Source organism: Microbacterium sp. STRO-1N, from assembly GCF_057748015.1.
On the sequence record NZ_CM173234.1, the window covers coordinates 375,679 to 401,733 of the forward strand.

General features: G+C 69.4%; 19 protein-coding genes. 14 read left to right on the forward strand and 5 right to left on the reverse strand.

Going from position 1 to position 26,055, the window contains the following annotated elements; genetic code table 11:
• Window positions 1-83: 83 nt before the first annotated feature.
• On the reverse strand, window positions 84-1,217 hold the full coding sequence (locus tag AC3ANJ_RS01925) for an epoxide hydrolase family protein (protein ID WP_488317985.1): 1,134 nt from the start codon (window positions 1,215-1,217) through the stop codon (window positions 84-86).
• A gap of 63 nt (window positions 1,218-1,280) precedes the next feature.
• Here AC3ANJ_RS01925 and AC3ANJ_RS01930 point away from each other — a divergent pair, with 63 nt between their 5' ends.
• Together AC3ANJ_RS01930 and AC3ANJ_RS01935 are read left to right on the forward strand one after the other, a co-directional pair.
• Window positions 1,281-2,240: a helix-turn-helix transcriptional regulator gene (locus tag AC3ANJ_RS01930; RefSeq protein ID WP_488317986.1), complete on the forward strand. Its 960-nt coding sequence runs from the start codon at window positions 1,281-1,283 to the stop codon at window positions 2,238-2,240.
• Between the two features lie 199 nt (window positions 2,241-2,439).
• Window positions 2,440-3,495, forward strand: coding sequence for a DUF998 domain-containing protein (locus AC3ANJ_RS01935; RefSeq protein WP_488317987.1), 1,056 nt, complete (start codon window positions 2,440-2,442; stop codon window positions 3,493-3,495).
• Window positions 3,496-3,638: 143 nt separating this feature from the next.
• Here the strand turns inward: AC3ANJ_RS01935 and AC3ANJ_RS01940 are convergent, their stop codons facing one another.
• Window positions 3,639-4,646, reverse strand: coding sequence for a LacI family DNA-binding transcriptional regulator (locus AC3ANJ_RS01940; protein ID WP_488317988.1), 1,008 nt, complete (start codon window positions 4,644-4,646; stop codon window positions 3,639-3,641).
• Window positions 4,647-4,861: 215 nt separating this feature from the next.
• Between AC3ANJ_RS01940 and AC3ANJ_RS01945 the strand changes: the two genes are divergently transcribed.
• From AC3ANJ_RS01945 to AC3ANJ_RS01965, 5 genes are all read left to right on the forward strand, one after another.
• Window positions 4,862-6,871 (forward strand): beta-galactosidase, encoded by a 2,010-nt coding sequence (locus AC3ANJ_RS01945; RefSeq protein ID WP_488317989.1) that lies wholly within the window; start codon window positions 4,862-4,864, stop codon window positions 6,869-6,871.
• Between the two features lie 104 nt (window positions 6,872-6,975).
• A complete protein-coding gene (locus AC3ANJ_RS01950; RefSeq protein ID WP_488317990.1) occupies window positions 6,976-8,196 on the forward strand; it encodes a sugar ABC transporter substrate-binding protein in 1,221 nt (406 codons plus the stop codon).
• Window positions 8,197-8,267: 71 nt separating this feature from the next.
• On the forward strand, window positions 8,268-9,884 hold the full coding sequence (locus AC3ANJ_RS01955) for an ABC transporter permease subunit (protein WP_488317991.1): 1,617 nt from the start codon (window positions 8,268-8,270) through the stop codon (window positions 9,882-9,884).
• A gap of 5 nt (window positions 9,885-9,889) precedes the next feature.
• The gene (locus tag AC3ANJ_RS01960) at window positions 9,890-10,795 is read left to right on the forward strand and encodes a sugar ABC transporter permease (RefSeq protein WP_488319209.1); all 906 of its coding nucleotides are present in this window, start codon (window positions 9,890-9,892) and stop codon (window positions 10,793-10,795) included.
• A 129-nt stretch (window positions 10,796-10,924) separates the two neighbouring features.
• A complete protein-coding gene (locus AC3ANJ_RS01965) occupies window positions 10,925-13,732 on the forward strand; it encodes a glycosyl hydrolase 53 family protein (RefSeq protein WP_488317992.1) in 2,808 nt (935 codons plus the stop codon).
• Window positions 13,733-13,783: 51 nt separating this feature from the next.
• Here AC3ANJ_RS01965 and AC3ANJ_RS01970 read toward each other — a convergent pair whose 3' ends face one another.
• On the reverse strand, window positions 13,784-14,626 hold the full coding sequence (locus tag AC3ANJ_RS01970) for an alpha/beta fold hydrolase (protein WP_488317993.1): 843 nt from the start codon (window positions 14,624-14,626) through the stop codon (window positions 13,784-13,786).
• 91 nt (window positions 14,627-14,717) lie between these two features.
• Here AC3ANJ_RS01970 and AC3ANJ_RS01975 point away from each other — a divergent pair, with 91 nt between their 5' ends.
• Together AC3ANJ_RS01975 and putP are read left to right on the forward strand one after the other, a co-directional pair.
• A complete protein-coding gene (locus AC3ANJ_RS01975; protein ID WP_488317994.1) occupies window positions 14,718-15,278 on the forward strand; it encodes a TetR/AcrR family transcriptional regulator in 561 nt (186 codons plus the stop codon).
• Between the two features lie 106 nt (window positions 15,279-15,384).
• Window positions 15,385-16,920: a sodium/proline symporter PutP gene (putP, locus tag AC3ANJ_RS01980; protein WP_488317995.1), complete on the forward strand. Its 1,536-nt coding sequence runs from the start codon at window positions 15,385-15,387 to the stop codon at window positions 16,918-16,920.
• A gap of 147 nt (window positions 16,921-17,067) precedes the next feature.
• On the opposite strand, the gene AC3ANJ_RS01985 is transcribed toward putP, so the two are convergent.
• The gene (locus tag AC3ANJ_RS01985; RefSeq protein WP_488317996.1) at window positions 17,068-17,742 is read right to left on the reverse strand and encodes a rhamnogalacturonan acetylesterase; all 675 of its coding nucleotides are present in this window, start codon (window positions 17,740-17,742) and stop codon (window positions 17,068-17,070) included.
• A gap of 135 nt (window positions 17,743-17,877) precedes the next feature.
• Between AC3ANJ_RS01985 and AC3ANJ_RS01990 the strand changes: the two genes are divergently transcribed.
• The 5 genes from AC3ANJ_RS01990 (at window position 17,878) to AC3ANJ_RS02010 (ending at window position 25,233) form a co-directional block, all read left to right on the forward strand.
• Window positions 17,878-18,288 (forward strand): hypothetical protein, encoded by a 411-nt coding sequence (locus AC3ANJ_RS01990; protein ID WP_488317997.1) that lies wholly within the window; start codon window positions 17,878-17,880, stop codon window positions 18,286-18,288.
• Between the two features lie 65 nt (window positions 18,289-18,353).
• A complete protein-coding gene (locus AC3ANJ_RS01995) occupies window positions 18,354-21,191 on the forward strand; it encodes a helix-turn-helix transcriptional regulator (RefSeq protein WP_488317998.1) in 2,838 nt (945 codons plus the stop codon).
• 102 nt (window positions 21,192-21,293) lie between these two features.
• A complete protein-coding gene (locus tag AC3ANJ_RS02000) occupies window positions 21,294-22,151 on the forward strand; it encodes an ABC transporter ATP-binding protein (RefSeq protein WP_488317999.1) in 858 nt (285 codons plus the stop codon).
• Between the two features lie 8 nt (window positions 22,152-22,159).
• A complete protein-coding gene (locus tag AC3ANJ_RS02005) occupies window positions 22,160-23,185 on the forward strand; it encodes an iron-siderophore ABC transporter substrate-binding protein (RefSeq protein WP_488318000.1) in 1,026 nt (341 codons plus the stop codon).
• An 11-nt stretch (window positions 23,186-23,196) separates the two neighbouring features.
• Window positions 23,197-25,233, forward strand: coding sequence for an iron ABC transporter permease (locus AC3ANJ_RS02010; RefSeq protein ID WP_488319210.1), 2,037 nt, complete (start codon window positions 23,197-23,199; stop codon window positions 25,231-25,233).
• A 6-nt stretch (window positions 25,234-25,239) separates the two neighbouring features.
• On the opposite strand, the gene AC3ANJ_RS02015 is transcribed toward AC3ANJ_RS02010, so the two are convergent.
• Window positions 25,240-25,815, reverse strand: coding sequence for a GNAT family N-acetyltransferase (locus tag AC3ANJ_RS02015; RefSeq protein ID WP_488318001.1), 576 nt, complete (start codon window positions 25,813-25,815; stop codon window positions 25,240-25,242).
• Window positions 25,816-26,055 lie beyond the last annotated feature (240 nt).

Genomic DNA, 26,055 nt, shown 5'->3' on the forward strand with positions numbered 1-26,055 from the left:
TCTGCGGGGGCCGCTGCGGGCTGCCCCTCTCGTTCGTTGAGCGAGCGGAGCGAGTTGAAACGGGTTCTCTGCCGCAGATGCGTTCAGGCGAGCGAGCGGAAGAACGCGCGGATGTCGTCCGCGAGCAGTGCCGGCTCCTCCATCGCGGGGAAGTGACCGCCCTCGGCGAAATCGCTCCACCGGTTGACGGCTCCCCACGGGTCCATCGTGCGGCGCAGGAGCGGGTGCGTGTCGAACGCCGCCCACGCGGACGGCACCTGCGCCATCATGAAGTCCAGTTCGGCATGCTCGCCCTCGTAGTAGAACTGCGCGCTGGAGGCGCCGCTGCGGGTGAACCAGTACAGGCTGACGCCGGCGAGCAGCTGGTCGCGATCGACGGAGGGCGGCCGGTACCCGGCATCCGTCCTGGTCTTGAACTTCTCGGCGATCCACGCGAGCAGCGCGACCGGTGAATCGGTCAGCGCCGGACCGATCGTGTCCGGTCGGTGGTTGTGCATCTCGAGGTATCCGCGCTCTTCCGCGCTCGCGGCCTGCACGGCGGCGAGCTGCTCGGTCTCGTCGTCGGAGAGCCCGTCCGGCGCCGGGAAGACGGTGCCGACGAGCCCGAGCACGGCGCGGTCGACGGCGACGTGCGTGCCGATCACGCGCTCGGGGTGGACTCCGGCCAGGCGGCCGGCGATGCCCGAACCGATGTCACTGCCGTGAACGGCGAAGCGCTCGTATCCGAAGCGCGTCATGATCTCGGCGTAGGCATCCGTCGTCCGCGCGAGCTCCCAGCCGGTCCCCGACAGCGGAGTGGAGAACCCGAAGCCTGCCGGCGACGGGATGACGAGGTGGAAGTCGTCGGTCAGCAGCGGGATGAGGCCCTGGTACTCGACGAACGAGCCGGGCCACCCGTGGGCCAGGAGCAGCGGTGTGGCCGCAGGATTCGCGGAACGCACGTGCACGACATGGAACGTCTGCCCGTCGACGACGGTCGTGAACTGCTCGTGCGCGTTGAGTTGCGCCTCCTGCGCGCGCCAGTCGAATCCGTCGCGCCAGTGCTCGGCGAGTTCGGTCAGATAGGGCAGCGGGATGCCGCGGCGGAAGTCCTCTCGATCATCACGACCGGGTACAGGGAGCGGCCAGCGCGCGTGCGCCAGTCGGGTGCGCAGATCGTCGAGATCGGCCTGCGGGATGTCGATGCGGAAGGGGGTGAGGGTGTCGGTCTGTGTCATGGGATCAACGCTCTCGGCTATTGCGGCAGGTTCGCTTCCGCAATCGGTGGAATGATCGGATGCATGTTGGAGACCTCGGCACGGCTGCTGGAGCTGCTGTCGCTGCTGCAGGTGCGGCGCGACTGGACGAGCGTCGAGCTCGCCGAGCGGCTCTCGGTGAGCACGAGGACCGTGCGCGCCGACGTCGGAAAGCTGCGGTCGCTCGGGTATCCGGTCGATGCGCGACCTGGCGTCGCGGGCGGATACCGGTTGGCTGCGGGGTCTGCCATGCCACCGCTGCTGCTCGATGACGAAGAGGCGGTCGCCGTCGCGGTCGGGCTGGGTTCGCTCGCCACCGGACGCAGCGGCATCGAGGAGACGGCACTCACCGCGCTCGCGAAGCTCGAGCAGGTGCTGCCTTCGCGCCTGCGTCCTCGGGTCGCGGCGGTGCGCGAGGCCACGAGTGCCGTTCCCGGCATCGAGCCACCCCTCGACCTGTCTGCGCTCGGCGCGGTGGCCACGGCGATCCGCGGTCATGAACGGCTGCGGTTCGGATATACCAAGCCCGGCGGCATCGAGGAGCGGCGCCACACCGAGCCTCAGCGGCTCGTGAGCTGGGGTCCGTTCTGGTACCTGCTCGCGTGGGACCTCGATCGCGACGACTGGCGCGTCTTCCGGGTCGATCGCATGGTGCCGCGCGCGCCGACCGGCGTGACGTTCCGAGCGCGCGTGATCGCGGAGGACGACGTCGTCCGGTTCGTCGTCGCGCGCGTGAGCAGGGCGGCGTGGAAGTACCGCGCGCGATTGCTCGTGCACGCGTCAGCGGCGGAGTTCGCGGCGAAGGTCGTTCCCATCCCCGTCGAGATCGAGGCGGTCGACGACGTCACGTGCCGTGCCGAGTTGGGCGCGGACGATCCTGACCGGCTCGCGCTGTGGATCGTGCAACTCGATGTCGACATCGAGATCATCGAGGGTGCCGAGCTCGCCACCGCGTTCGAGCGCCTTGCGGCGAGGTTTGCCCGGGCGGCGGCAATCGCTCGCTGAGCGAGCGCCCCCGCGTTCGCTGAGCGAGCGCCCCCCGTTCGTTGAGCGAGCGGAGCGAGTCGAAACGGGTTCTCAGCCGCGAACGCGTTTCGTCTCGGTCGGCTCCGCCGTCCTCGCTCAACGAGCGAGTGAAGCGCTCGACGAACGGGGGACGGGGGCCGCGTCCGGCGACGTCGGCCCACCGTGGTTCGATGGACGTATGGACGAAGGGAAGCGGATGCTGCAGGAGACCCGCGCGATCTGGGCCACCGCCATCAGCTTCCTCGTCGGAACCGTCGTCGGCACGATCGCGCTGTGGGGGAACCCGCGTCCGATCGCGGGGGACGGTTCCGTCGGCATCCCTGTGGCGATCATCGCCGGCCTGGTCGCCGCTGCGGCCTTCGTTTTCAGCACGTTCCTGCATCGTCGCGGCGAGACCAAGCCGATGCCGCGCTGGCAGGCGATCGTGTCCGATGTCTCGGCCGTCGCGCTGACGATCGCGTTCGCCGGCGTGACCGCGCTGGGCGTGCTGCTCGCCGGCGAGATCCTGGGCGTGGGGCTACAGGGGCTCGAGCTCCCGGCCATCGGCGGCGGGCTCCTCTCCGGGGTCGCGGCGGCGGTCGGCGGGCGGCTCGCCTTCGCCGCCGGGGTCGGGCTGGAGACCGGCGACCTTGCCGGCTTGCTGTTCAGCTATCTCGTGATCGGCACGCTGTTCGCGATGCTGACGGCTGCTGACCCCGACTGGTGGGCCTTGAACTTCTCCCAGCTCGGCATCGGCGCCGGATCCTGGGCGTTCAACGGGACGCTCGTCGTCGCCGGCCTCCTCGTCGCGACCGTCGGCGCGTACATCGGGCGCGACCTGCACCGCATCCGCGGCGACGACGCGTTCCGGCAGATCCTCTGGGTCGTGGCGCTGTGGGCCGGAGCCGGTATCGCGCTGGCGTGCGTCGGGATCTTCCCGATCCACCGCATCGTCGTGGCGCACAACATCGCGGCGTTCGCGACGCTGGCGCTGTTCGTCGCGGCCGCCGTCGTGACGACCATCGTGATGCCAGGGCCGCCCAAGCCGCTGGTGTTCACGACGGTCGTGGTCGGCGCGTCGCTGGTCATCGCGTTCGTTCTGTGCGATCCGTTCCGTCTTTACTCGCTCACGGTGCTCGAGGTGATCGCGGTCGGGCTCGGACTGCTCTGGATGACGACGCTCGTGCGCATCCTCGCGGTGCTGTCGCCCGAGCAATCGCGTCCGTCGGCGCGCCCGACGCTCCGCAACCGCTGAGACGCCGAGCCTCGGCATCCGGTGGCGCTGCACGGCCCGCCAACATCAGGAGGTTCGCCTGAGATCAGGAGAAATACGGCCGTAAGGTCCTGATCCGGGGCGATCGTCCTGATCTCAGCGTCGGCGCAGGGCGAACCGAACACTCAGGCGCTCGCGCGCACCACGAGCTCGGTGTCCAGGATGACCGACCGCGGCTCGGCGCCGGCGATGACGTCCAGCAGCACGCCCACCATCTGCGCGCTGATCTGATCCCACGGCTGGCGCATGGTCGTGAGCGGCGGCTCGTGCGTTGCGGCGAGGCCCGAGTCGTCGAAGCCCGCGACGGCCACATCCTCCGGCACGCGCAGCCCGGCCTTGCGCACCGCCGCCGCAGCGCCGGCGGCCATCCGGTCGCTCGCGGCGAACACGGCATCCACTCCGCGCTCGAGCAGCCGAGTCATCGCGGCCTGCCCCGACTCGAACGAGTAGTCGCCGACCTCGACGAGCGAAGCGTCGAACGACGAACCGAGCTCATCGCGGAACCCGACGAGGCGATACCGCCCGCCTGGGGTGTCGTCAGGACCCGCGATCATGCCGATCCGCTCGTGCCCCTGCGCTCGCAGGTGCGCCGCCATCGCCCGCGCCGAGCCGATCTCGTCGACCGATACGGTCGACAGCTCGCCTTCGTGTCCGAGCGGGATGCCGCAGCACACGGTCGGGATGCCGGTGTCGATGAGTTCGTCCAGCAGCGGCTCCGATTCGTGCGACGAGATCAGCATGACTCCGTCGACGTGGCCGGCGCGGATGAAGTGCGCGACGCTCTCGCGCTCGGCCGCGGTGCCCGCCACGAGCAGCACGAGCGTCATCGAGCGCTGGGCCAGAGCCTCGGCGGCTCCGCGCAGCAGCAGGGCGAACGTCGGATCGTCGAACAGCAGCTGCTGCGGCTCGGTCAGCAGGAACGCCATGGACCCCGCGCGGCCCGTCGCGAGGCTGCGCGCGTGGTGGTTCGCGGTGTAGCCGGTCGCGACGATCGCCTCTTCGACGGCGACGCGCGCGTCGGGGGACACCCAGTGCCCTCCGTTGATCACGCGCGAGACCGTGCTGCGGGAAACCCCGGCCTGCACCGCCACATCGCGGATCGTCGGCTTCCGCTTCGCCGTCAGATCACTCATCGGAGCGACTCTACTCACTTCCGGCACATCCGCGTAGCCGACACTGGGACCGGTCTCAGTTGGGTAACGGTTCCCGCATCGAGCGCGACGCGGCACGCACCCGTGAGGTAGAACTGAGACCGGTCCCAGTCGCATCGCAGGCCTCAACCCCTGAGCCGAGCTGAGACCGGTCCCAGTTCCACTTGCACCACCTGCACCGACCCGATGGAGTGCCGATGACCTCCCCCCACGCCTGGCCCGCCCTCGAGGGGATCGCCTACGGCGGCGACTACAACCCCGAGCAGTGGTCCCGTGAGACCTGGCGCGAGGACGTCGTCCTCATGCGCGAGGCCGGGGTGAACCTCGTCAGCGTCGGGATCTTCTCGTGGGCGCTCATCGAAGTGGCCGAGGGCGTCTTCGACTTCGAATGGCTCGACGAGCTGCTCGATCTGCTGCACGACAACGGCATCGCGGTCGACCTGGGCACTCCGACGGCGTCCCCGCCGGCCTGGTTCTTCGCGAACCACCCCGACGCGCGCGTCATCGACCGCGAAGGCCGCGTCATGGGCTTCGGCTCGCGCGGTATGGCTTCGCACTCCTCGCCGGCGTACCGCGAGGCGATCGTCCGCTACGCCGACACGATCGCGGCGCGTTACGCGACGCACCCTGCGGTCGTGCTCTGGCACGTCCACAACGAGTACGGCGTTCCGGTCGGGGAGGACTACTCGCCGGCATCCGTCGCCGCCTTCCGACTCTGGCTGCAGGAGAAGTACGGCAGCCTCCACGAGCTCAACGCCGCGTGGGGCACCGCCTTCTGGAGCCAGCACTACACCGACTGGGAGCACATCGGCGCCCCGGCGATCGCCCCCAGCGTCGTGAACCCGGCCCAGCGCCTGGACTTCGCCCGCTTCACCGATCACCAGCTGCGCGCGTGCTTCATCCTCGAGCGCGACGCGATCCGCCAGCACGCCGACCAGCCGATCACCACGAACTTCATGGCGAACCAGAGCTGGACGACCGACCTCTGGGCCTGGGCGCAGGAGGTCGACATCGTCTCGGACGACCACTACCTCTGGGCAGCCGACGAGGACGCCCACATCGGGCTCGCGATCGCGGCCGACCTCACCCGCTCGGTGGGCGGCAACAAGCCCTGGATCCTCATGGAGCACTCCACCTCCGCCGTGAACTGGCAGCCGCGCAACATCGCCAAGCGTCCGGGGGAGATGAAGCGCAACTCCCTCACGCACGTCGGGCGCGGTGCCGACGGCATCCTGTTCTTCCAGTGGCGCGCCGGCCGGTCCGGTGCCGAGAAGTTCCACTCCGCGATGCTCCCGCACGCCGGCGCCGACTCGCGCGTCTTCCGCGAGGTCGTCGACCTCGGCGCGACGCTGCGGCGGATCGAAGAGGTCCAGGGTTCGGTCGTGCAGGCCGAGGTCGCCGTGCTCTGGGACTTCGAGTCGTTCTGGGCGCAGGATCTGGAGTGGCGCCCGTCGGAGGACGTCACGCATGCAGCCCAGGTCCGGCACTTCTACGAGCAGCTCTGGCGCGACGGGATCACGGTCGACTTCGCCCTCCCCGGCCACGACCTCTCCGGCTACAAGCTCGTCGTCGCCCCCGCCCAGTACATGCTGAGCGCTGCGGATGCCGAGAACCTGGCGCGCTACGTGTCCGGTGGCGGGACCCTGCTGGTCTCGTTCTTCTCCGGCGTCGTCGACGAGAACGACGCCGTGCACATCGGCGGCTTCGCCCCCGGGCTGCGCGAGGCGCTCGGCCTTTCGGTCGAGGAGTTCCTGCCGCTGCGCGAAGGTGCGAACCACGCCATCGCCTGGCCGGGCCACGATGAGGTCCGCGCCGACGTCTGGCAAGAGGACATCCGTCTCGAGGGTGCCGAGGTCGTCGCGACGCTCGCCGGCGGGCCAGGGCAGGACGGCCCCGCGATCACGCGGCACGCGCACGGCGACGGCTTCGGCTGGTACGTGAGCACCCGCCTCGATGCCGCCGGCATGCGCGCCCTGCTGAGCTCCGTGTACGCGGATGCCGCGGTGACCCCGGCATCCCACACCGAAGGCCTCGAGGTGATCGCCCGACGCAAGGACGACGCGACCTATCTCGTCGCCGTCAACCACAACGACGACGAGGCCACGTTCGCCGCCACCGGCACCGACCTGGTCACGGGATCCGATGTCGACGGCACCGTCACCGTGCCCGCCGGCGGCGTCGCCGTGATCCGCACCTCCACCGACTGACAACTCCATACGCACGGGCTCCCGCCCGTCGCACACACCCCGGTCGTGACGATGCGACTCGCTCAGCGAAGCGCGTCGGCGGCCACAACAGAGAGGAACACCGCATGCGCAAGCACATCGCAGTCGGCGCATTCGCGCTGACCGCTGCCGTCGTCCTGACCGGCTGCGGATCCAGCACGCCGGAATCCGAAGCCCCCTCCGGCGACGGCGCCGAACTGGTCATCTGGACCGACGCCGAGCGCGAGGAGGCGATCGCCGCCGCCGCCGAGGCCTTCGAGGAGGAGACCGGCGCGACCGTCAAGCTCGTCCAGAAGAACTTCGAGGACCTCCGGGACGACTTCATCGCCCAGGTGCCCACCGGTGAGGGCCCCGACATCACCGTCGGTGCGCACGACTGGCTCGGCGCGCTCGTCGCCGCCGGCGTCGTGGACACGATCGACCTCGGCGACAAGGCATCCGAATTCGAGCCCGTTTCGATCGAAGCCATGACCTACGACAGCCAGCTGTACGCGCTGCCGTACTCGCTCGAGTCGATCGCGCTCGTGCAGAACGTCGACCTCGTCGGCGAAGAAGCACCCGCGACCTGGGACGAGATGATCCAGAAGGGCATCGAGTCCGGCGCGGAGCGTCCGTTCGTCATCAACACCGAGGGCGAGACCGGCGACGGCTACACGATGTACCCGTTCCAGACCTCGTTCGGCGCTCCGGTGTTCGTGCAGGACGAATCCGGCTCGTACACGAGCGAGGTCGGCATGGGCGGCGCGAACGGCGAGGCCTTCGCGACGTGGCTGGGAGCCAATGGAGCCAACGGCACCGGCTACATCTCCACCACGGTCGACTACGACATCAACAACGAGCTGTTCAACTCGGGCAAGGCCCCGTACACGATCCAGGGACCGTGGGCGATCAGCGCCTACCCGGACGTCAACGTCGTCGTGAACCCGATCCCGTCGGCCGGCGGCGAGACCGCGGCTCCCTTCGTGGGCGTGCAGGGCTTCTACCTCTCCAGCCAGAGCGAGAACGCGCTGCTCGCTCAGGAGTTCCTCGTAAACTACCTCGGCACGGAGGACGCCCAGCGCGCCCTCTACGAGGCCGACCCTCGGATCCCGGCGTGGACGGCGCTGGCCGAGGAGGTCTCCTCCGACCCGATCATCGCCGGCTTCGTGGCATCGTCGCAGAACGGCGTCCCGATGCCGTCGATCCCCGAGATGGGCTCGGTCTGGGACCTCTGGAACGCCGCTCAGGTGCAGATCATCAACGGCGCCGACCCGGTGTCGACGTGGAACACGATGGTCGCCGACGTCGAGGCCGCGACCGCCGGTTGACCCGCCGCGGGCCGGGAGGCGCATCGTCTCCCGGCCCGCGCACCCGCATTCCCCGCAGACAGGAGGACAGGATGCCGTCACCGGCAATGTCGACGCAGCACAAGCCCGCGTCGGAGCAGCGCGAATCGCACGCCCGCGGTTTCCGCGGACTGGGCTGGGGTTTCCTGGTCAAGCTCGCGCTGATGGCACTGATCAACGCGTTCGGGATCATGACCGCAATCGCCGCCTGGCGAGTCGAATCGTGGATCGTGCTCGGCGCGATCGTCGTCCTCGTCGCGATCGCCGACTGGGTGTACTTCACCAAGAAGGCACTCCCGCTGAAGTACCTGCTTCCAGGGCTCGTCTTCCTCCTCGTCTTCCAGGTGTTCATCTTCGGATACACCGCCTACATCGCCTTCACCAACTACGGTTCCGGCCACATCGGCTCCCAGGAGCAGGCCGTCGAGGCGGCTCTCATCCAGGGCGAGCGCCGCGTCGAAGGATCGCCGACCTACCCGCTGTCCGTCGTCGAGCGCACCGGCGAGCTCGGCTTCGCGATCGTCGACGAGGACGGCGATGTGCAGGTCGGTTCGGCCCTCGAACCGCTCACCGAAGCATCCGGAGCGTCCGTCGGATCCGGCGGCGCACCCGACGAGGTGCCCGGCTGGACCGTCGTCCCCCGCGCCACCGTTCTGAGCGACACCGAGCTGCAGGCGCAGATCGCCGAGCTGCGCGTGCCGGTCTCGGACGATCCGAACGACGGCTCCGTCCGTACGCGCGACGGCTCGTCCGGCGCGATCTACGAGTCCACCCTGGTGTGGGATGCCGAGGCCGAGACGATCACCGACACCACGACCGGGACGGTGTACAGCGCGGATGACCGCGGCTCGTTCGTCGCCGAGGACGGCACCGCGCTGCCCACCGGCTGGTACGTGAACGTCGGCTTCGAGAACTTCCTGAGACTGTTCACCGATCCGCTGCTGGCCTCCACTCTCGGCAGCGTCACGGTCTGGACGTTCGCGTTCGCGATCCTCTCGGTCGTGCTGAGCTTCGCCGTCGGCCTGGGGCTGGCGATCGTCTACAACGACCCGCGGGTGCGAGGGCGCCGCGTGCTGCGAGCGCTGTTCATCCTGCCGTACGCGTTCCCGGCGTTCATGGCCGCGCTGCTGTTCCGCGGCATGTTCAACGCCGAGTTCGGCGTCATCAACGACCTGTTCTTCTTCGGACAGCAGATCAACTGGCTGGGCGACCCGTGGCTGACCAGAGCCGCCGTGATCTTCGTCAACGTCTGGTTGAGCTATCCGTACTGGTTCCTGGTGTGCACCGGCGCGCTGCAGTCGTTGCCGGGCGACACGCTCGAAGCCGCCGAGATCGATGGCGCGAACAAGATGCAGCGGTTCCGTGCGATCGTGCTGCCGCTGCTGCTGGTGTCGACCGCTCCGCTGCTGATCGCGTCGTTCGCGGTGGCGTTCAACAACTTCACGGTCATCTACACGTTCAACAACGGCGGGCCGGCGATCGCCGGAGCGCCGTACGCGCTCGGTTCGACCGACATCCTGGTGTCCGCCATCTACGACGTCTCCGGCGTCTCGGGCGGCGCCAGCGACTACGGCCTCGCGAGCGCGCTCTCCATCATCGCCTTCATCGTGGTCGGTGTGATCTCGGCGCTGAGTTTCCGCCAGACCCGCAAGCTCGAGGAGTACCAGTGATGTCCATGCAGACCAAGGCCGTCGTCACCGGATCAGCGGATGCCGAGGCATCCAGAGCCGGAGCCCGCAGGCGCCGCTGGTGGAGCGAGGTCGGCTGGAAGTACATCCTGGCCGTCGTGGTGCTGTTCTTCGCCGCGTTCCCGCTCGTCTACGTGCTTTCGTCGTCGCTGAACCCGAACGGTTCGCTCGCAGCATCCAGCAACCTGTTCTCGGCGTTCGACCTCACGAACTACGTTGAGCTCGGGCAGTCCAGGTACTGGGTCTGGTTCGGCAACACGCTGCTCATCGGCGGTATCACGGCGATCGGCTCAGTGCTGATGGGAGCGGCGGGGGCGTACGCGTTCTCGCGGTTCCGCTTCACCGGGCGGCGGGTGAGCCTGACCACGCTGCTCGTGCTGCAGATGTTCCCGCAGGCGCTCGCGTTCATCGCGATCTTCCTCATGCTGCTGACGATCGGCGAGGTCGTGCCGGCCCTCGGGATCAACTCGAAGATCGCCCTGATCTGCGTGTACCTCGGCGGAGCGCTCGGGGCGAACACGTTCCTCATGTACGGCTTCTTCAACACGATCCCGGTCGAGATCGACGAGTCGGCCAAGATCGACGGGGCCACGCACGCGCAGATCTTCTGGCGCCTGATCATGCCGCTCGTCGTGCCGATCCTCGCGGTCGTCGGGCTGCTGGCGTTCCTCGCGGCGTTCGGCGACTTCATCCTGTCGAAGATCATCCTCACCAGCGAGGACAACTGGACCCTCGCGGTCGGCATGTACCAGTGGGTGTCGAACCAGCTCACCTCGCGCTGGGGGCTGTTCGCCGCCGGTGTCGTGGTGGCCGCGATCCCCGTACTCGCGCTTTTCTTCTCGCTGCAGAAGTACATCGTCGGCGGCCTCACCCAGGGCGCCGTCAAGGGCTGAACCCGCTCCATCCGCCCGAGAACAGGTCGACCGCCCGAGATCAGGACGAATCAGCGCATGCGTCCTGATCCGGGGCGACCCTCCTGATCTCGGCAGCACACCACGCACCTTCCCACTCGAAAGGCCGTCATGCACCGTCGCACACGCCCCCTCCTCTCGGCGATCATCGCCGCCTTCACCGCGCTGGTCGTCTTCGGTGGCTCAGCGCCCGCCGCCGCAGCGGCTCCGGTCGAGCCCGCCGTCGCCACGGCATCCGCTCGGATCGAGCCCGCCGTCGCCTCGGCATCCGATCCGGCATCCGTCCCGGTGGACGCCGAGATCACCGTCTCGCGCGTCGACAACCTCTCCGAGGACTTCATCGGCGGCGTCGATGTCTCCTCGGTGCTGTCCCTGGAGGAGTCCGGCGTCGTCTTCCGCGATCAGGACGGCGAGCCGGGAGACCTGTTCGCGATCCTCGCCGACTCCGGGGTCACCGATGTGCGCGTACGGGTCTGGAACGACCCGTTCGACGCCGCAGGCAACGGCTACGGCGGCGGGAACGTCGACGTCGATCGTGCGGTCGAGATCGCCGACCGGGCGACGGTCGCCGGCCTCGGCGTGCTCGTCGACTTCCACTACTCCGACTTCTGGGCCGATCCGGCCAAGCAGCAGGCACCCAAGGCGTGGGCAGGACTGGATGCGGCGGCGACGGCCGAGCGGGTCGGTGCGTTCACGCGCGACGCGATGCAGCGCTTCGTCGCGGCGGGAGTCGACGTGCGGATGGTGCAGATCGGCAACGAGACGAACAACGCCGTCGCGGGCATCACCGGCTGGGACGGCATGGCGCAGGTGTTCTCCGCCGGCGCCGCAGCGGTGCGCACCGAGGCGCCCGATGCGCTCGTCGCCCTGCACTTCACGAACCCCGAGCGGGCCGGCTTCTACGCGAACGTCGCCGCGCAACTGGACAGCCGCGGCGTCGACTACGACGTGTTCGCATCGTCGTACTACCCGTTCTGGCACGGCACGCCTGAGAACCTCACCAGCGTGCTGACGCATGTCGCCGACACCTACGGCAAGAAGGTCATGGTCGCCGAGACGTCGTGGGCGCACACGCTGGAGGACGGCGACGGCCACGGCAATGTGATCGATCTGGCCTCCGAAGCGACGCAGTACCCGGTGAGCATGCAGGGACAGGCGAACGCGATGCGCGCCGTCGTGCAGGCCGTCGCCGACGTCGGAGACGCCGGCCTCGGCGTCTTCTACTGGGAGCCGGCCTGGCTGCCGGTCGGGACGCCAGACGAGCTGGAGGCCAACAAGATCCTGTGGGAGCGCGACGGATCCGGATGGGCCACGAGCTTCGCCGGTGAGTACGATCCGCACGACGCCGGACAGTGGTACGGCGGCTCGGCATGGGACAACCAGGCGCTGTTCGCGCTCGACGGCACAGCCGCCGACGCGCTCAACATCTTCTCCTACGTGCGCACCGGGGCGGTTGCTCCACGGGAGGTCGAGCAGGTCGCACCGGTTGCCCTCTCGGCGACCGAAGGCGACACCGTGGCGCTGCCGGAGCAGGTCGAGGTGCGCTATACCGACGGCACCTCGGAGGTGCAGCCGGTGGCCTGGTCCGACGCCGTGCAGTACATCGAGGGCGTCGGCGAGTACGCGATCACCGGCACGACCAGCGGCGGGCTCTCGGCATCCGCCACGATCTCGGTCACCGCCAGGAACTTCCTCGTCAACCCCGGGTTCGAGGACGCCGATGTCTCCGCCTGGACGACCTCGGGCACCGGCCTGAGCCTGCGCGCGTGGGACGACCCGCACTCGGGCACGCACTCGGCGCACTTCTATTCGAATGCCGCGTACGCCTTCGAGCTGTCGCAGACCGTCACCGGGCTCGCGGAAGGCGCGTACGTCGCGCGGGCCGCGCTGCAGGGCGACGGCGAAGGCGATCAGGGGAGGGTCGCGCTCGCGCTGTCCTCGCCCGAATTCGCGGGAGAGCCCGTCGCGTTCGGCCTCGACGGCTGGCGGGTCTGGTCCACGCCGACGACCGCGGCCGTGCAGATCCCCGAGGCTGGCACGGCGACCGTGCGGGTCGCGGCGAACCTCCCTGCCGGTGCCTGGGGCACGTTCGACGACCTCGAACTCGTGCGGATGCCGGAGCCCGGTGCCGACACGACGCAGCTGAAGACGCAGCGGGATGCCGCGGCATCCGTCGATCCGACCGACTATGTCGAATCGTCCACGACCGGTCTCGCCGCCGCCATCGCGCGCGCCGACATCGTGCTGGGTGCCGCTTCGCCGACCACGGAAGCCGTGGCCGGAGCGCTGCGGGCGGTGAACGAGGCGCTCGACGCACTCGTGATCCGGGACGACGCGACCGCGGCCCCGGCACGCGGCGTGCTCTCGCACGACAACGGGCACGACACCGGCCTGCTCGATGGCGACTTCACCCTCACGATGAATCTGTGGTGGGGCGAGAACGCCACGAAGCTGCGGGTGTTCGAGAACGGCGAGCTCATCGCGACCGCCCCGCTCACGTACGGCGGAACCGCGACGCAGACCGCGACCGTCGCGGTGAGCGGCAAGCCGAACGGCACCTACGAGTACACCGGCGAGTTGGTCAACTCGCAGGGATCGACGGTCGTGAAGCCTGTGACCGTGACGGTGAAGGATGCCGCCCCCGGAGTCCCCGTGCTCTCGGCCGACAATCGCGACGGAAACGGCGATTACACGGTCACGGCCGACCTCTGGTGGGGGACGAACGCGACCGGATACCGGCTGCACGAGGACGGCCAGCTGCTGACGGCGGGTGAGCTCATCGCGAAGACGCCCGAGGCGCAGCGGGTCGCGGTGAACGTCACTGATCGCGCGATCGGAACCCGCACCTACACGGTCGAGTTCGTGAACGCGGCGGGGGTCACCGCGAGCAAGCCCCTCACGGTGCGCGTGAAGGGCTGAGCGGGCGTCGGCCCCGGCATCCGGTCTGACCTCCGGATGCCGGGGCTCGCCTCACTTGGCGAGGAACGCGGTCAGCGCGGCGTTGACCTCGTCGGCGTGCGTCCAGAGCAGGCCGTGCGGTGCACCCTCGACCTCGATGTAGTCGGCGGCCGGCACCGCCTGGTGGAATCGGCGGGCGGTGGCGTCGATCGGAAGGATGTTGTCCTTCGTGCCGTGCAGGATCAGCGTGGGCTTGCCCGCGTCGCGGACGGCGTCGACGTCCGCGCGGAAGTCCTCGATCCAGGCCGGCACCACCGCGTAAGCCGCGACGGGGGCGCTGGTGACCGAGAGGTTCCAGTTGGCGGTGACGACCTCCTGGCTGATGCGGCTGCCGAGGTTCTCGTCGAGGTTGTAGAAGTCGTTGTAGAACTGGGTGAACCAGGCGTAGCGGTCGCCCTTGGCCGCGGCGGCGATCCCGTCGAAGACCGCCTGGGGCACGCCCTCGGGGTTGTCGTCGCGCCCGACCAGGAACGGCTCGAGCGAGGCGAGGAAGGCGAGTTTGGCGACACGGCCGTGGCCGTAGCGGGAGACGTAGCGGGCGAGTTCGCCGGTGCCCATCGAGAAGCCGATCAGGACGACGTCGCGGAGGTCGAGGGTCTCGAGGACCGTGTTCAGATCCGCCGCGAAGGTGTCGTAGTCGTATCCGGTGCCGACCTTTGAGGACTGCCCGAAACCGCGGCGGTCATAGGTGATCACGCGGTAGCCGGCATCCAGCAGCTCGCGGGTCTGGCGCTCCCAGCTGTGTCCGTTGAGCGGGTAGCCGTGGATGAGCACGACCGGCTGTCCGGAGCCCTGGTCCTCGTAATACAACTCGATGGACGTGCTGTTCTCCTGGCCGACGGTGATGTAGCCCATGATGTCTCCTCTGTCTCGTTGAGAACGGTCGTTCTCGCCGCTGGAATCGACACTAGAGAACGATCGTTCTCGTGTCAAGTAGGATGTTCCCATGGACGAGAACGAAGCGCGCGAACGCATCCTCTCCGCAGCGGAGGGCCTCTACTACCGCAAGGGATACGCCGCCGTCGGCATGGATGAGCTCCGCGCGGCGGCCGGCGTGTCGCTGCGACGGCTGTACGCCCTGTATCCCTCGAAGAACGAGATCGTGTCCGCCGTGCTGGAACGCAAGCACGGCGAATGGGAGTCGTCGCTGTCCGGCGCCGTGATGGCGGCGGGGGCCGACCCGCGCGACAGACTGCTCGCCGTGTACGGGTATCTCGAGGACTGGTTCTGCACCGACGACTTCCGCGGATGCGCCTTCATCAACGCCTTCGGCGAATTGGGCGGAACCCATCCGGAGGTCGCCCGCATCGTCCGCGACCACAAGGCGTCGTTCCAGCGATCGATGACCCAGCTCGTCGAAGATGCCGGCGGTTCGGAGGCGCTCGCCGCGCAGCTGTCGATCCTGGCCGAGGGGGCGCAGAGCACGGCGGCGATCTCCGGTGATCCGCAGGCCGCCATCCAAGCGCGCAGCGCGGCCGAGGTGCTCATCACGGCGTCGCTCGCCTGACGCTTCGACGGGTGAGCACCGCCACCGTTCTCGTCCGCTAGGGGTGGTCCTCGGCATCCGGCCCTGACAGGATCGGAGGACTCGCCGTACGACGGAAGGGACGACGATGTCCGACCAGGTGTTCATCTTCATCGCGCTCGGGCTGTACTTCGCAGCCATGCTGATCATCGGCTACGTGGCCTTCAAGCGCACGACCGATCACGAGGACTACATGCTGGGCGGCAGGAACCTGCCGCCGTGGGTGGCGGCGCTCAGCGCCGGGGCATCCGACATGTCCGGCTGGCTCGTCATGGGGCTACCAGGGGCGATCTACCTCTCCGGCCTGATCGAGGCGTGGATCGCGATCGGCCTGACGATCGGGGCGTACCTGAACTGGCTCCTCGTGGCGCCGCGCCTGCGGGCCTACACGCAGGTGTCGCGCAACTCGATCACCGTGCCGAGCTTCTTCGAGAACCGGCTGCGCGACTCGTCGCGGCTGCTGCGGATCCTCGCCGGAGTGGTCATCCTGGTCTTCTTCACCCTCTACATCTCGTCCGGGATGGTCGCGGGCGGCGTGTTCTTCGAGAGCTCGTTCAACTCGGACTATCTGCTCGGGATGGCGCTCGTGGCGGGAGTCACGCTGCTGTACACGCTCTTCGGCGGCTTCCTCGGGGCATCGTTCACAGATGTCGTGCAGGGGCTGATGATGGTCGTCGCGCTGATCGTCGTCCCGGTGTCGGCCGTCGTCGCGGTCGGCGGCTTCGGCGAGGTGGGCGCGCATGTGCAGGAGCTCGCGCCCGACCACATGTCGTTCCTCGGCGGCACGGCGCTGACCGGCGGCACGGTGCTCGCGATCATCTCGTCGCTCGCGTGGGGCCTCGGATACTTCGGTCAGCCGCACATCATCGTGCGCTTCATGGCTCTGCGCAGCCCGCGCGAGGCGAAGAGCGCGCGCCGGATCGGGATGACGTGGATGATCGTCTCGCTGGTCGGGGCTGTGTTCTCGGGCTTCGTCGGCATCGCCTACATGGCGTCGCAGGGCATCGATCTGGCCAACCCCGAGACCGTCGTCCTTGTCATGTCGCAGACGCTGCTGCATCCGTTCGTCGCCGGCCTCGTGCTGGCCGCCGTTCTCGCGGCGATCATGTCGACGATCTCGAGCCAGCTCATCGTCTGCTCGTCCGCGCTCGTCGAGGACCTTTACAAGGTGATGCACAGGACGCCCCCGGACGGGAAGCGGATGGTGCTGCTCGGACGGATCGCCGTGCTGGCCGTCGCGATCGTCGCCGCCATCCTGGCGCTCGTGCCCGACGACACGATCCTCGGCCTGGTGTCGTTCGCCTGGGCCGGGTTCGGTGCGGCGTTCGGTCCGCTGATCCTGTTGAGCCTGTTCTGGCGCAAGCTGACCAACTGGGGTGCGCTGGCCGGCATGTTCGTGGGCGCGGCGGGCGTCTTCATCTGGGACGCCGTCTGGCCCGAGATGTACGAACTGCTGCCCGCGTTCGTCTGCGCGACGCTCGCGGCTGTGGTGGTCAGCCTGTTGACGCACCGCGCTGGATCCGACCGTCAGCAGGAGATCCTGCAGGAGTTCAGCGACACCGGCACGCTGCTCGTGGCCAATGGCGTCGGCCGCGGCGCGCGGGGCGACCGCATGACGCCCTGACGCGGTATCCGGCCCGCGTATGGAGCTCAGGTCGCACTTTCTGCGGTTTCGTGGCTGGGCCAGCCGTCCGGGTCGCGAATTCTGCTGCTTTGGCCTGCGCGAATCCGCAGATTCTGCGACCTGGATGCGGGGACGGGAACGGCGCGGTCAGTGCACGAGCGCCCCGCCCCGGGGCGGCAGGTCGCCGTCGCGACGTTCGATTGCCCGAAGGGATGCCGCGACGAACGCCGCGATCTTGCGGGCGCCCTCGATGCGGAAGTGCGTGTCGTCGGTGAGTCCTTCCGGCCAGGCGGTGGTCTCACCCGGCGCGTAGTGCGACAGCAGGCGGGCCGACCCCTCGTCGCCGAGGTCCTCGTAGAGCCAGGTGGTGAACACCGACAGGTCGATCAGCGGCACGTCGAGTTCGTGGGCGAGGTCGCGGACCGCATTGGGGTAGTCGCCGTGCGTCGGGGTGACCCTGTCGCCGGCGAACCAGCGCCTGGCGCAGGACGTGCACAGTACGGGCGAGGCGCCGCGCTCGCGTACGTCGGCGACGAAGCGGCGCAGTCGATCCTGATACCCGCCGCGGGATGCGAGCAGCTCGGGCTGCTTCTGGTCGTTGTGCCCGAACTGGATGATGACGGTGTCGCCGGGGCGGACGTCGGCCAGAAGGCTCTCCCAGGAGCCCGTCTCGAGGAAGGACTCGGTGGTCGCGCCGCCGAACGCATGGTTGCGGGTCGGGACGCCGGAGGTCTCTTCGAGGAACTGGCCCCAGCCGCTCATGGGTTCTTCGGCCGGCTTCATGGGGGCGACGGTCGAGTCGCCGGCGAGGTGGTAGGTCACCCGAACGAGTCTGGCATGGGAAACGTTTTCTCGCGAGTGCGGCTAAGGCGGCCGGAAGCGTAAATAGGGCATTCGCCCGATGCCGGAGGGGTGCCTTAGAGCGGAGTCTGGAGACATCCCCAGCGAGGAGTCACCATGTACGAGCACCCGTCCCTCACGATCACCGCCATGCTCCAGGAGCAGGAGATGCTCAACCGTGCGGTCGAGCGGCGCCGCGCGATTCTCGAACGCCTCGAGACGCGATCGGTGCCGCGGCGCCGGTGGGTCGATCGCCTGCGCGCCGCCTTCGGCAACGGATCGCGATCGGCTGCCGCTGGTCGTCCCGAGAAGACACCCGCGGAGTCCGGATCGGCCGCGTTCGTCTCCGAGGCCGCAGACGCATCCGCCCCGGTGGTCGTGTCCCCAGGTGCCACGTCTGATGCGGCGGAGTCCGGGCGGGCCGCATCCTCAACGGCGTCCGCCGACGCGTCCGATTCAGAAGCGCGCCGCGTCCTGCTCGAGCGCGCACCGGCCGACGCGGGCATCCTCGTCGCCCCCGCGCGCTGATGACCGTACTCGGCGCCAACATGGCATCCGCCCCGGATGTCGATGGGGAGTGGCACGATGAAGACATGTCCTTCGCGACGCTCTCCTCGACGATGGTCGGCCGTGACGCCGATCTCGCCGATCTGATGCGTGCGTTCGAACGGGCAGACGCAGGCGAGCCGGCCGCAGTGCTCGTCGAGGGTGAAGCGGGCATCGGCAAGTCCCGGCTGGTGCGCGAGTTCGAGGCGGCCGTATCGGCGCAGGTGGATGTTCATTCCGGCTGGTTCCTCGACCTCGGCTCGGCCCGCACGCCGTTCGGTCCGCTGATCGGCATCCTGCGCTCGCTCGTGTCGGTGCTCGGACCCGACGAGGCCCTGGCAGCCGTCGGCGCCGGCGGTGAAGCCCTGCGGATGCTGCTGCCGGAACTCGCCACCGAGGCGGTGCGTCGCGATCGCACGAGTCCCGAAGCCCTGCGCGACGCGATCGCCACCCTGATCGAGGCGGCGGCGATGCGCCGTCCGCAGATCATCCTCGTCGAAGACCTGCACTGGGCAGACGACTCGACGTTGGCCCTGCTCTCCTTCCTGCTGCGGACGCTCGATCGTGGGCGCGTCTTCATCCTGCTCACGTGCCGCAGTGAGGACGTGCGGCGCGGCGATGCCACCAGCCGGTTCATCGCCGATGTCCGTCGTGCACGTCTGGTCGAGCGCGTCGTTCTCCGTCGGTTGGATGCCGAAGGCACCCGTCTCCTGGCCGAACAGCTTTCCGGTCGCCCGCTGACCGACGCGGCGCTGGAGCGCATGCACGAACGCGCCGAGGGCGTGCCGTTCTTCATCGAAGAGCTCGCGTGCTGCTCGGACGCCCCGCTGCCCGAGAGCCTCACCGGACTGCTGCTCACGCGCTTCGACCGGCTCGGGGACGACGCCCGTGCGGTCGTGCGCATCGCGGCCGGGGCCGAACGCGCGCTTTCGCATCCCCTCCTCGTGCGGCTGACCGGGTACGACGACGATCGGCTCGACGCCGCCATCCGGGAGGCGTCCATCAGCGGCATCCTCGTGGTCGACGACGAGCACTATCGATTCCGTCATGCGCTGCTGCGCGAGGCCGTCCACGACGACCTGCTTCCGGGTGAGCGGGCTCGACTGCACCGCTCGTACGCCGAGGCGCTCGAGGAGCACGGGTCGCGCAACCACGCCTCTCTCGCGTATCACTGGCGGCTCGCGCAGGACCGCCGCCGCGGGCTGGCTTCGGCCATGGCGGCGATGTGGCAGGCCAAAGCCGGCTACGCCTTCGCCAGCGCCGCGCGGTTCGGCGAGCTGGTGCTCGAGCTGTGGGAGCAGGTGCCGGACGCCGAGGATGCCGCGGGCATCGACCGCGTCTCGCTGCTCATCACCCTCGGGTCGGTGCTGCGCAACGCAGGCGACGACGAGCGCGCGCTCGCGGTCGCCGAACTCGGACTGGAGGAGATCGATGCCGGCGCATACGCCGACGTCGATCCCGCACAGCACGTGCGACTGATGCGCGACCGTGCCAACTACCTGGCCAACCTGGGCAGGCCGGGTCCTCTGGAGGGTTACGAGCGGGCGCTCGCGCTGCTGGACGAGCACGGCATCGTCGAGGGTCACGTGCGCGCGACGGTGCTCAACGGGCTCTCCAGCCGGCACATGCTGGCCGGCCGCTCCATCGCGTCGGTCATCGCGGCCACCGCCGCCGAACGCGCAGCCGTCACGGCCGACGACGAGACCGAGCGCGCCGTGGCACTGACGCACCGCGCCTGCTCGCTCATGCTGCTCGGAGAGCTCGATCATGCCCAGCGGGGCTTCGACGCGGCAGAGCGGCTGTCGCTGGGTGGCCGGGCCGCTGTGCAATTCCACATGAACTACTCCGATTCGCTGACGCTGCGCGGGCACTTCCAGGACGCGTTGATCGTCGCCGAACGAGGGCTGCAGCACGTGCGCGACCTCGGGGTGCTCCGCAGCTCCGGCGGCGGGCTCACGCAGAACATGATCGAGCCGCTGCTCGCGCTCGGCCGGATCGACGAGGCCGAGCGCCTGTTGGCGACAGTGCCGGACCGGCACATCGTGCAGCGCTCGGGCCTGTACCTGTCGACGTCGAGGATCCGGGCGCTGGCCTGGCGCGGCAGGGTCGAAGAAGCCGAGCTGGTCAGGGCCGAATGGATGCCTGCGCTGCTGCGTGCCGCACCGCTGGAACGCCAGGTCTGGTACTACACGATCGAGGCGGACTTCGCGCTCGCGATCGCCCGCGGCGACTGGGCCGAGGCCGTCGGCGTCATCGGTCGGATGGTGGCCGACGAGGACGTGGCGCTCGCGAATCAACGCCGACTGCTGCTCGAAGGAGCGTGGGCCGTGGCGCAGGCTCGGGCGGCGCAGATCGAAACAGCGGTCGTGGCGACTGCGATCGGGCTGGCGTGGGAGTCTCAGCCGGACGCCCTTCAGGATGAGACCTGGGGCGCGGTCATTCGGGCGCTGCTGAACGGCGACTCCGCCTCACTCGAGCACGCGGTGGTCTCGAGCGACGAGGACGGCATGTCGGGCATCGTGCGGGTCGGAGTCAGGCTCGAACTGACCCGGGCTCTGCTGGCCGACGGCGACCGGGCTTCCGCCGCCGTGCAGCTCGCCGACGCCGAGAGCATCGCCCAGAAGATCGGTCACGACCGACTGCAGCGCGCTGCGGCAGAACTCGCCTCCAGGATCGGCGCCCATGCCGCGACGCACGAGGATTCCGAGCTGACCGCTCGCGAGAGGCAGGTGCTCGAACTCGTCGCCGAGGGGCTCAGCAATCGCCAGATCGGAGAGCGGCTGTTCATCAGTACGAAGACCGCGAGCGTCCACGTGTCGGCGATCCTCCGCAAGCTCGGGGTCTCCACGCGGACCGAGGCGGCGCTGGTGCTGGCCCGACGCTGATCGCGTCCTCGTTCGTCGAGCGAAGGAGGGCGCTCGACGACGAGGGAGTGATGACTGCACGGGCTTGGCGCGCGCCGCGTCTATAGGTTAGGCTCTCCTAACGTGACCGCCCCCGAACCTCACCGCCCCGCCAGTGCACTGCGCGGCGAGAACCTGGCACTCGGGTATCGCAAGGACCGTGTCGTGCACGACGTGTCGCTGGAACTGCGACCCGGTGCCGTCACCGCGCTGATCGGTCCGAACGGCAGCGGCAAGTCGACGGTGCTGCGCTCGCTCGCTCGACTGCACCCCATCGACGCGGGGACCGTGCACGTCGGCGACGCCGAGTCCCGCGCGCTCAGCGCCCGCGAATTCGCCCGAACGGTCGCCATGCTCTCGCAGTCGCGACCGCATCCGTCCGGACTGGAGATCCGCGATGTCATCGCGTTCGGGCGTCACCCGCACCGCGGACGCTTCTCGGGCATGAGCGACGTCGACCGTGCGGCGATCGACAACGCGCTCGCCCTCACTGGGCTCATCGAGATGGCGCACCGCGCGGTCGACGAGCTGTCCGGAGGCGAGCTGCAGCGCGTGTGGCTGGCCACCTGTCTCGCCCAGGACACCGGCATCCTGCTCCTGGACGAGCCGACGAACCACCTCGATCTGCGCTACCAGATCGAGACGCTCGAACTCGTGCGCGATCTCGCCGACCGAGGCACCGCCCTCGGCGTCGTGCTGCACGATCTCGACCACGCGGCATCGGTCGCCGACGAGGTCGTGCTCGTCCACCGCGGCCGCGTCCGAGCGGCCGGATCCCCTGAACACGTGCTCACATCCGAGAACCTCTCCGAGGTCTACGGGCTGCGCATCGACACCGTCGTCGACGCCGAGACAGGCCACGTCCGCGTGTACCCGCGCGGGCGTCACCAAGAGCGGCGCCGCTCGGCATCCGATGCCATGGCCGCCGCCTCGACGATCTGAACAGAGGAATGATGAAGAAGGCACCCCTCGCGGCGCTCGGCGTCCTCGCGCTCGCGCTGTCCGGCTGCGGAACGACCGATGTCGCCGCACAGGACACCGCCGCACCCGATTCGGTCGCCAGCGCCGACTGCTCGGCCGACGACACCGCGACCTCCACCGACCCGGTCACTCTGACCGACGACTACGGCCGCACCGTCGAGCTCGACAAGCCGGCCGAGCGCGTCGCCATTCTGGAGTGGCAGCAGATCGAGGACGCCCTCACGCTGTGCGTCACGCCGGTCGCGGTCGCGGATGCCGAGGGCTACTCGACCTGGGACACCGCAGAGGTGCTCCCCGAGGGCGTCACCGATGTGGGAACGCGTCAGGAGCCGAACCTCGAGGCGCTGTTCGCCACCGACCCCGACCTCGTGATCGTCGAGGCATCCAGTGCGGATGACGAGATCATCGCCCAGCTCGAGGCGTACGACGTCCCCGTGCTCGCCACCATCGGCGCCGATGCGGCTGACCCGATCGAGAAGATGCTCGCGACGTTCGATCTCATCGCGCAGGCGACCGGCCGCGAGGAGCGCGCCGAGGTCGTCACCGACGAGTTCGACGCGTACCTCGCCGACGCCAAGGGCGAGCTCGCGGACGCGGATCTCGCCACCACCGACTTCGTCTTCTTCGACGGCTGGGTCGACGGCGGCAACGTCGCGATCCGCCCGTTCGGACAGGGCTCGCTCGTCGGCGAGATCGGCGAGGAGCTCGGGCTCACGAACGCATGGACCGGCGAGGTCGACGCCGCCTACGGTCTCGGCCAGACCGACATCGAGGGCATGGTCGCCGTCGGCGACGCGAACCTGCTGCACACCGGCACCGAGGCGGAAGCAGAGGACGACTTCCTCTCGTCGCTCGAGAGCAACCCCGTCTGGGAATCCCTTCCCGCCGTCACCGAGGAGCGCGTCTACAGCTTCCCGGCCGGCATCTGGACGTTCGGCGGACCCCGCTCGGCCCAGCAGATCATCGACGCATACGTCGGCGCTCTGAGCCAGTGACCGTCACCGAGATGCGTGGCGCGCCTGTCGAGGCGGACGCCGCGACAGGTCGGCGCGCCCCGCGTCTCGGCCCGGTGGCGACGCTGGTCGCGCTGGGCATCCTCCTCCTCGCGGTGTCGCTGTGGCACCTCACGCAGGGCACGAGCGGCGCCGTGTTCGCCGACGAGACCGTGCTGTGGGGATCGCGCATCCCTCGGCTCGCCGCCGGAATCACGGTGGGCATCGCCCTCGGCGTGGCCGGCACGCTCCTGCAGTCGCTGTCGCGCAACTCGCTGGCCTCGCCGGACACCCTCGGCGTCACGGCGGGGTCGTATCTGGCGGTGACGATCGTCACCGCGTTCGGGATCGCTGTGCCGATCTGGGCATCCGGCACGGTCGCGTTCGCGGGTGGTCTCGTCGGCGCGGTGATCGTGCTCGGACTCGCGGGCGGTGCGGCATCCTCGACCACGCGGCTCGTGCTCGCCGGCTCCGCGCTGGCGATGGCGTTCCAGGCCGGGACCTCGACGCTGCTCATCCTGTTCCAGGAGGAGACCGACGGCCTGCTGGCCTGGGGGAGCGGTTCGCTGACCCAGTTGAATCTGGATGCTTTCCTGCAGGCGGCTCCGATCGTCGTGCTCGTGCTCGCGATCGCCATTCTGATGGGCCGTCGATTCGACGTGCTCGCGCTCGGCGACGACACAGCGTCGTCGCTGGGCGTTCCGATCCGCTCGACGCGTGCAGTAGGCATCCTGTTCGCGGTCGCGCTGACCGCGATCTCGGTGACGCTCGCCGGCCCGCTCGGATTCGTCGGACTCTGCGCTCCCGTGCTCGCGCGTCTGCTCACCAGGGTCGTCCCGGGGCTCGCGCGCCACGTCTTCCTGCTGCCGGCATCCGGTCTCATCGGTGCGCTGGTCGTCATCCTCTCGGATGCCGTTCTCCGCGCGCTGCTCGGAGCCGAGGTGGCCATCAGCATTCCGACCGGAGTCGCCACGACGCTGCTCGGCGCGGTCATCCTCGTCGTCATGGCGCGCAAGCTGCGGGATGCAGGGCCCACGCGCGAGCCCCCGCAGGTGCGCTTCGGGGTCCGCAGCGAATCGCGCTACTGGACGGTCCTCGTCCTGTCCATCGTGGGCGTCATCGGGATCGTCGTCGCCGGCCTGCTGCTCGGCGCCTCCCTGCTGCGCACGGGGGATGTCGCGCTGTGGCTGCAGGGCGCTGCTCCGCCGCAGATCGCGTTCGCGCTGTCCGAACGGGCGCCGCGCATCACTGCTGCCATCTGTGCGGGAGCCGCTCTCGCACTGTCGGGGACGCTCATCCAGGCCGTCAGTCGGAACCCGCTGGCGGACCCGGGCATCCTCGGGGTGACGGGCGGCGCCGGACTCGGCGCCGTGATCGTCGTGACCAGCGCCGTGGCGTCGACCGCAGGCATGATCGTCGCGGCCGTCGTCGGAGCACTGCTCGCCTTCGCACTCGTCTACCTGCTCGCCTGGCGGCGCGGTCTCAACGCGGACCGGTTCATCCTCATTGGCATCGGTGTCTCCTACGGCGCCGTGGCGCTGACGACCTTCGTGCTGCTGCGGGCGAACCCGTGGGACACCCCGAAGATCTACACGTGGCTGTCCGGCACGACATACGGGCGCGTGTGGGAGCAGATCATCCCCATCGCCGTCGTCCTGCTGATCGCGCTCCCGCTCGCCTTCGCGCTGCGGCGCGAGGAGGACGTGCTGGCACTGGACGAGGACACCCCGCGTCTGGTCGGCATCGGCCTCGAGCGGACGCGGCTCGTGCTGCTCGTGACGGCCGCGGTGCTGGCCGCCCTGAGCGTCACGGCGGTCGGCGTGATCGGCTTCGTCGGACTCGTCGCCCCGCACGCCGCCCGGGCCTTGGTGGGAGCGCGCCATTCGCGCGTGATCCCGGTGGCAGTGCTGCTCGGTGCGCTGCTGGTGGGGGCCGCCGACACCATCGGGCGGACGGTCATCGCCCCGGAGCAGCTCCCCGCCGGGCTCGTCGTCGCCCTGCTGGGTGCGCCGTACTTCGTCTGGCTGCTCTGGCGCTCGCGCGACGCGTAGGCGTCGCTACAGCGTCGGAGTCCACTCCTCCGCGAGGATGCCGTAGCTCATGCCGTCCATCCACTCGCCCGAGCGGTGCAGCGCGGTCTTGCGGCTGAGCTCCTCGCGGCGCATGCCCAGGCGCTCCATGAGCCGCCACGAGGGTTCGTTGGCGGCGAAGCATCCGGCGTGCACGCGACGCAGGCCGAGGCGACCGAAGCAGACGTCGATCACCGCGCGTACCGCCTCGGTCGCGTAGCCGTGCCCCGTGAACTCGGGTGCCAGAGCCCAGCCGAGTTCGGCCTCGACTCCGGCCGCCTGATCCCTGACCTCGCGCTGCGACCAGCCGTCGCCGATGCGCACCATGATGTCGCCGATGAGCCGCGCTCCGCCGTCCTTCAGGAGCGTGATGGCGAAGAGCGTTTCCAGCCGTTCCGGGTCCTGCAGGCGCTCGCGGAACACCTCGAGCGTTGCGGGAGCGCCACCGAGCCAGGTGTTCACCTCGGGGAGCCGTCGGTACCCCCAGATCGCGTCCAGATCATCCGGTGTCGCACGGCGGACCTCGAGGCGAGCGGTTCTGATCGGCCAGGCGTTCTCGGTCATCGTCTCAGGCTACGGGACGCGGCGCCGGGGGTCGTCGCTGGTCGCCTCGGGCGGGTTGACGCGGCGATTCGCGACCCCTGCGCGGTGCCGGTTGAATCTGCGCTGCGGGACGGGTCGCGATTGGCCCACTCGCGCGCGGTGAAGCGGCCACTTGCGACCCCTCGAGGACACGAAGGGGAATCTGCTGCGCAGCAGGGGTCGCGTTTGTGCGCCTCCGGCGCGTGGATGCGGCGATTCGGG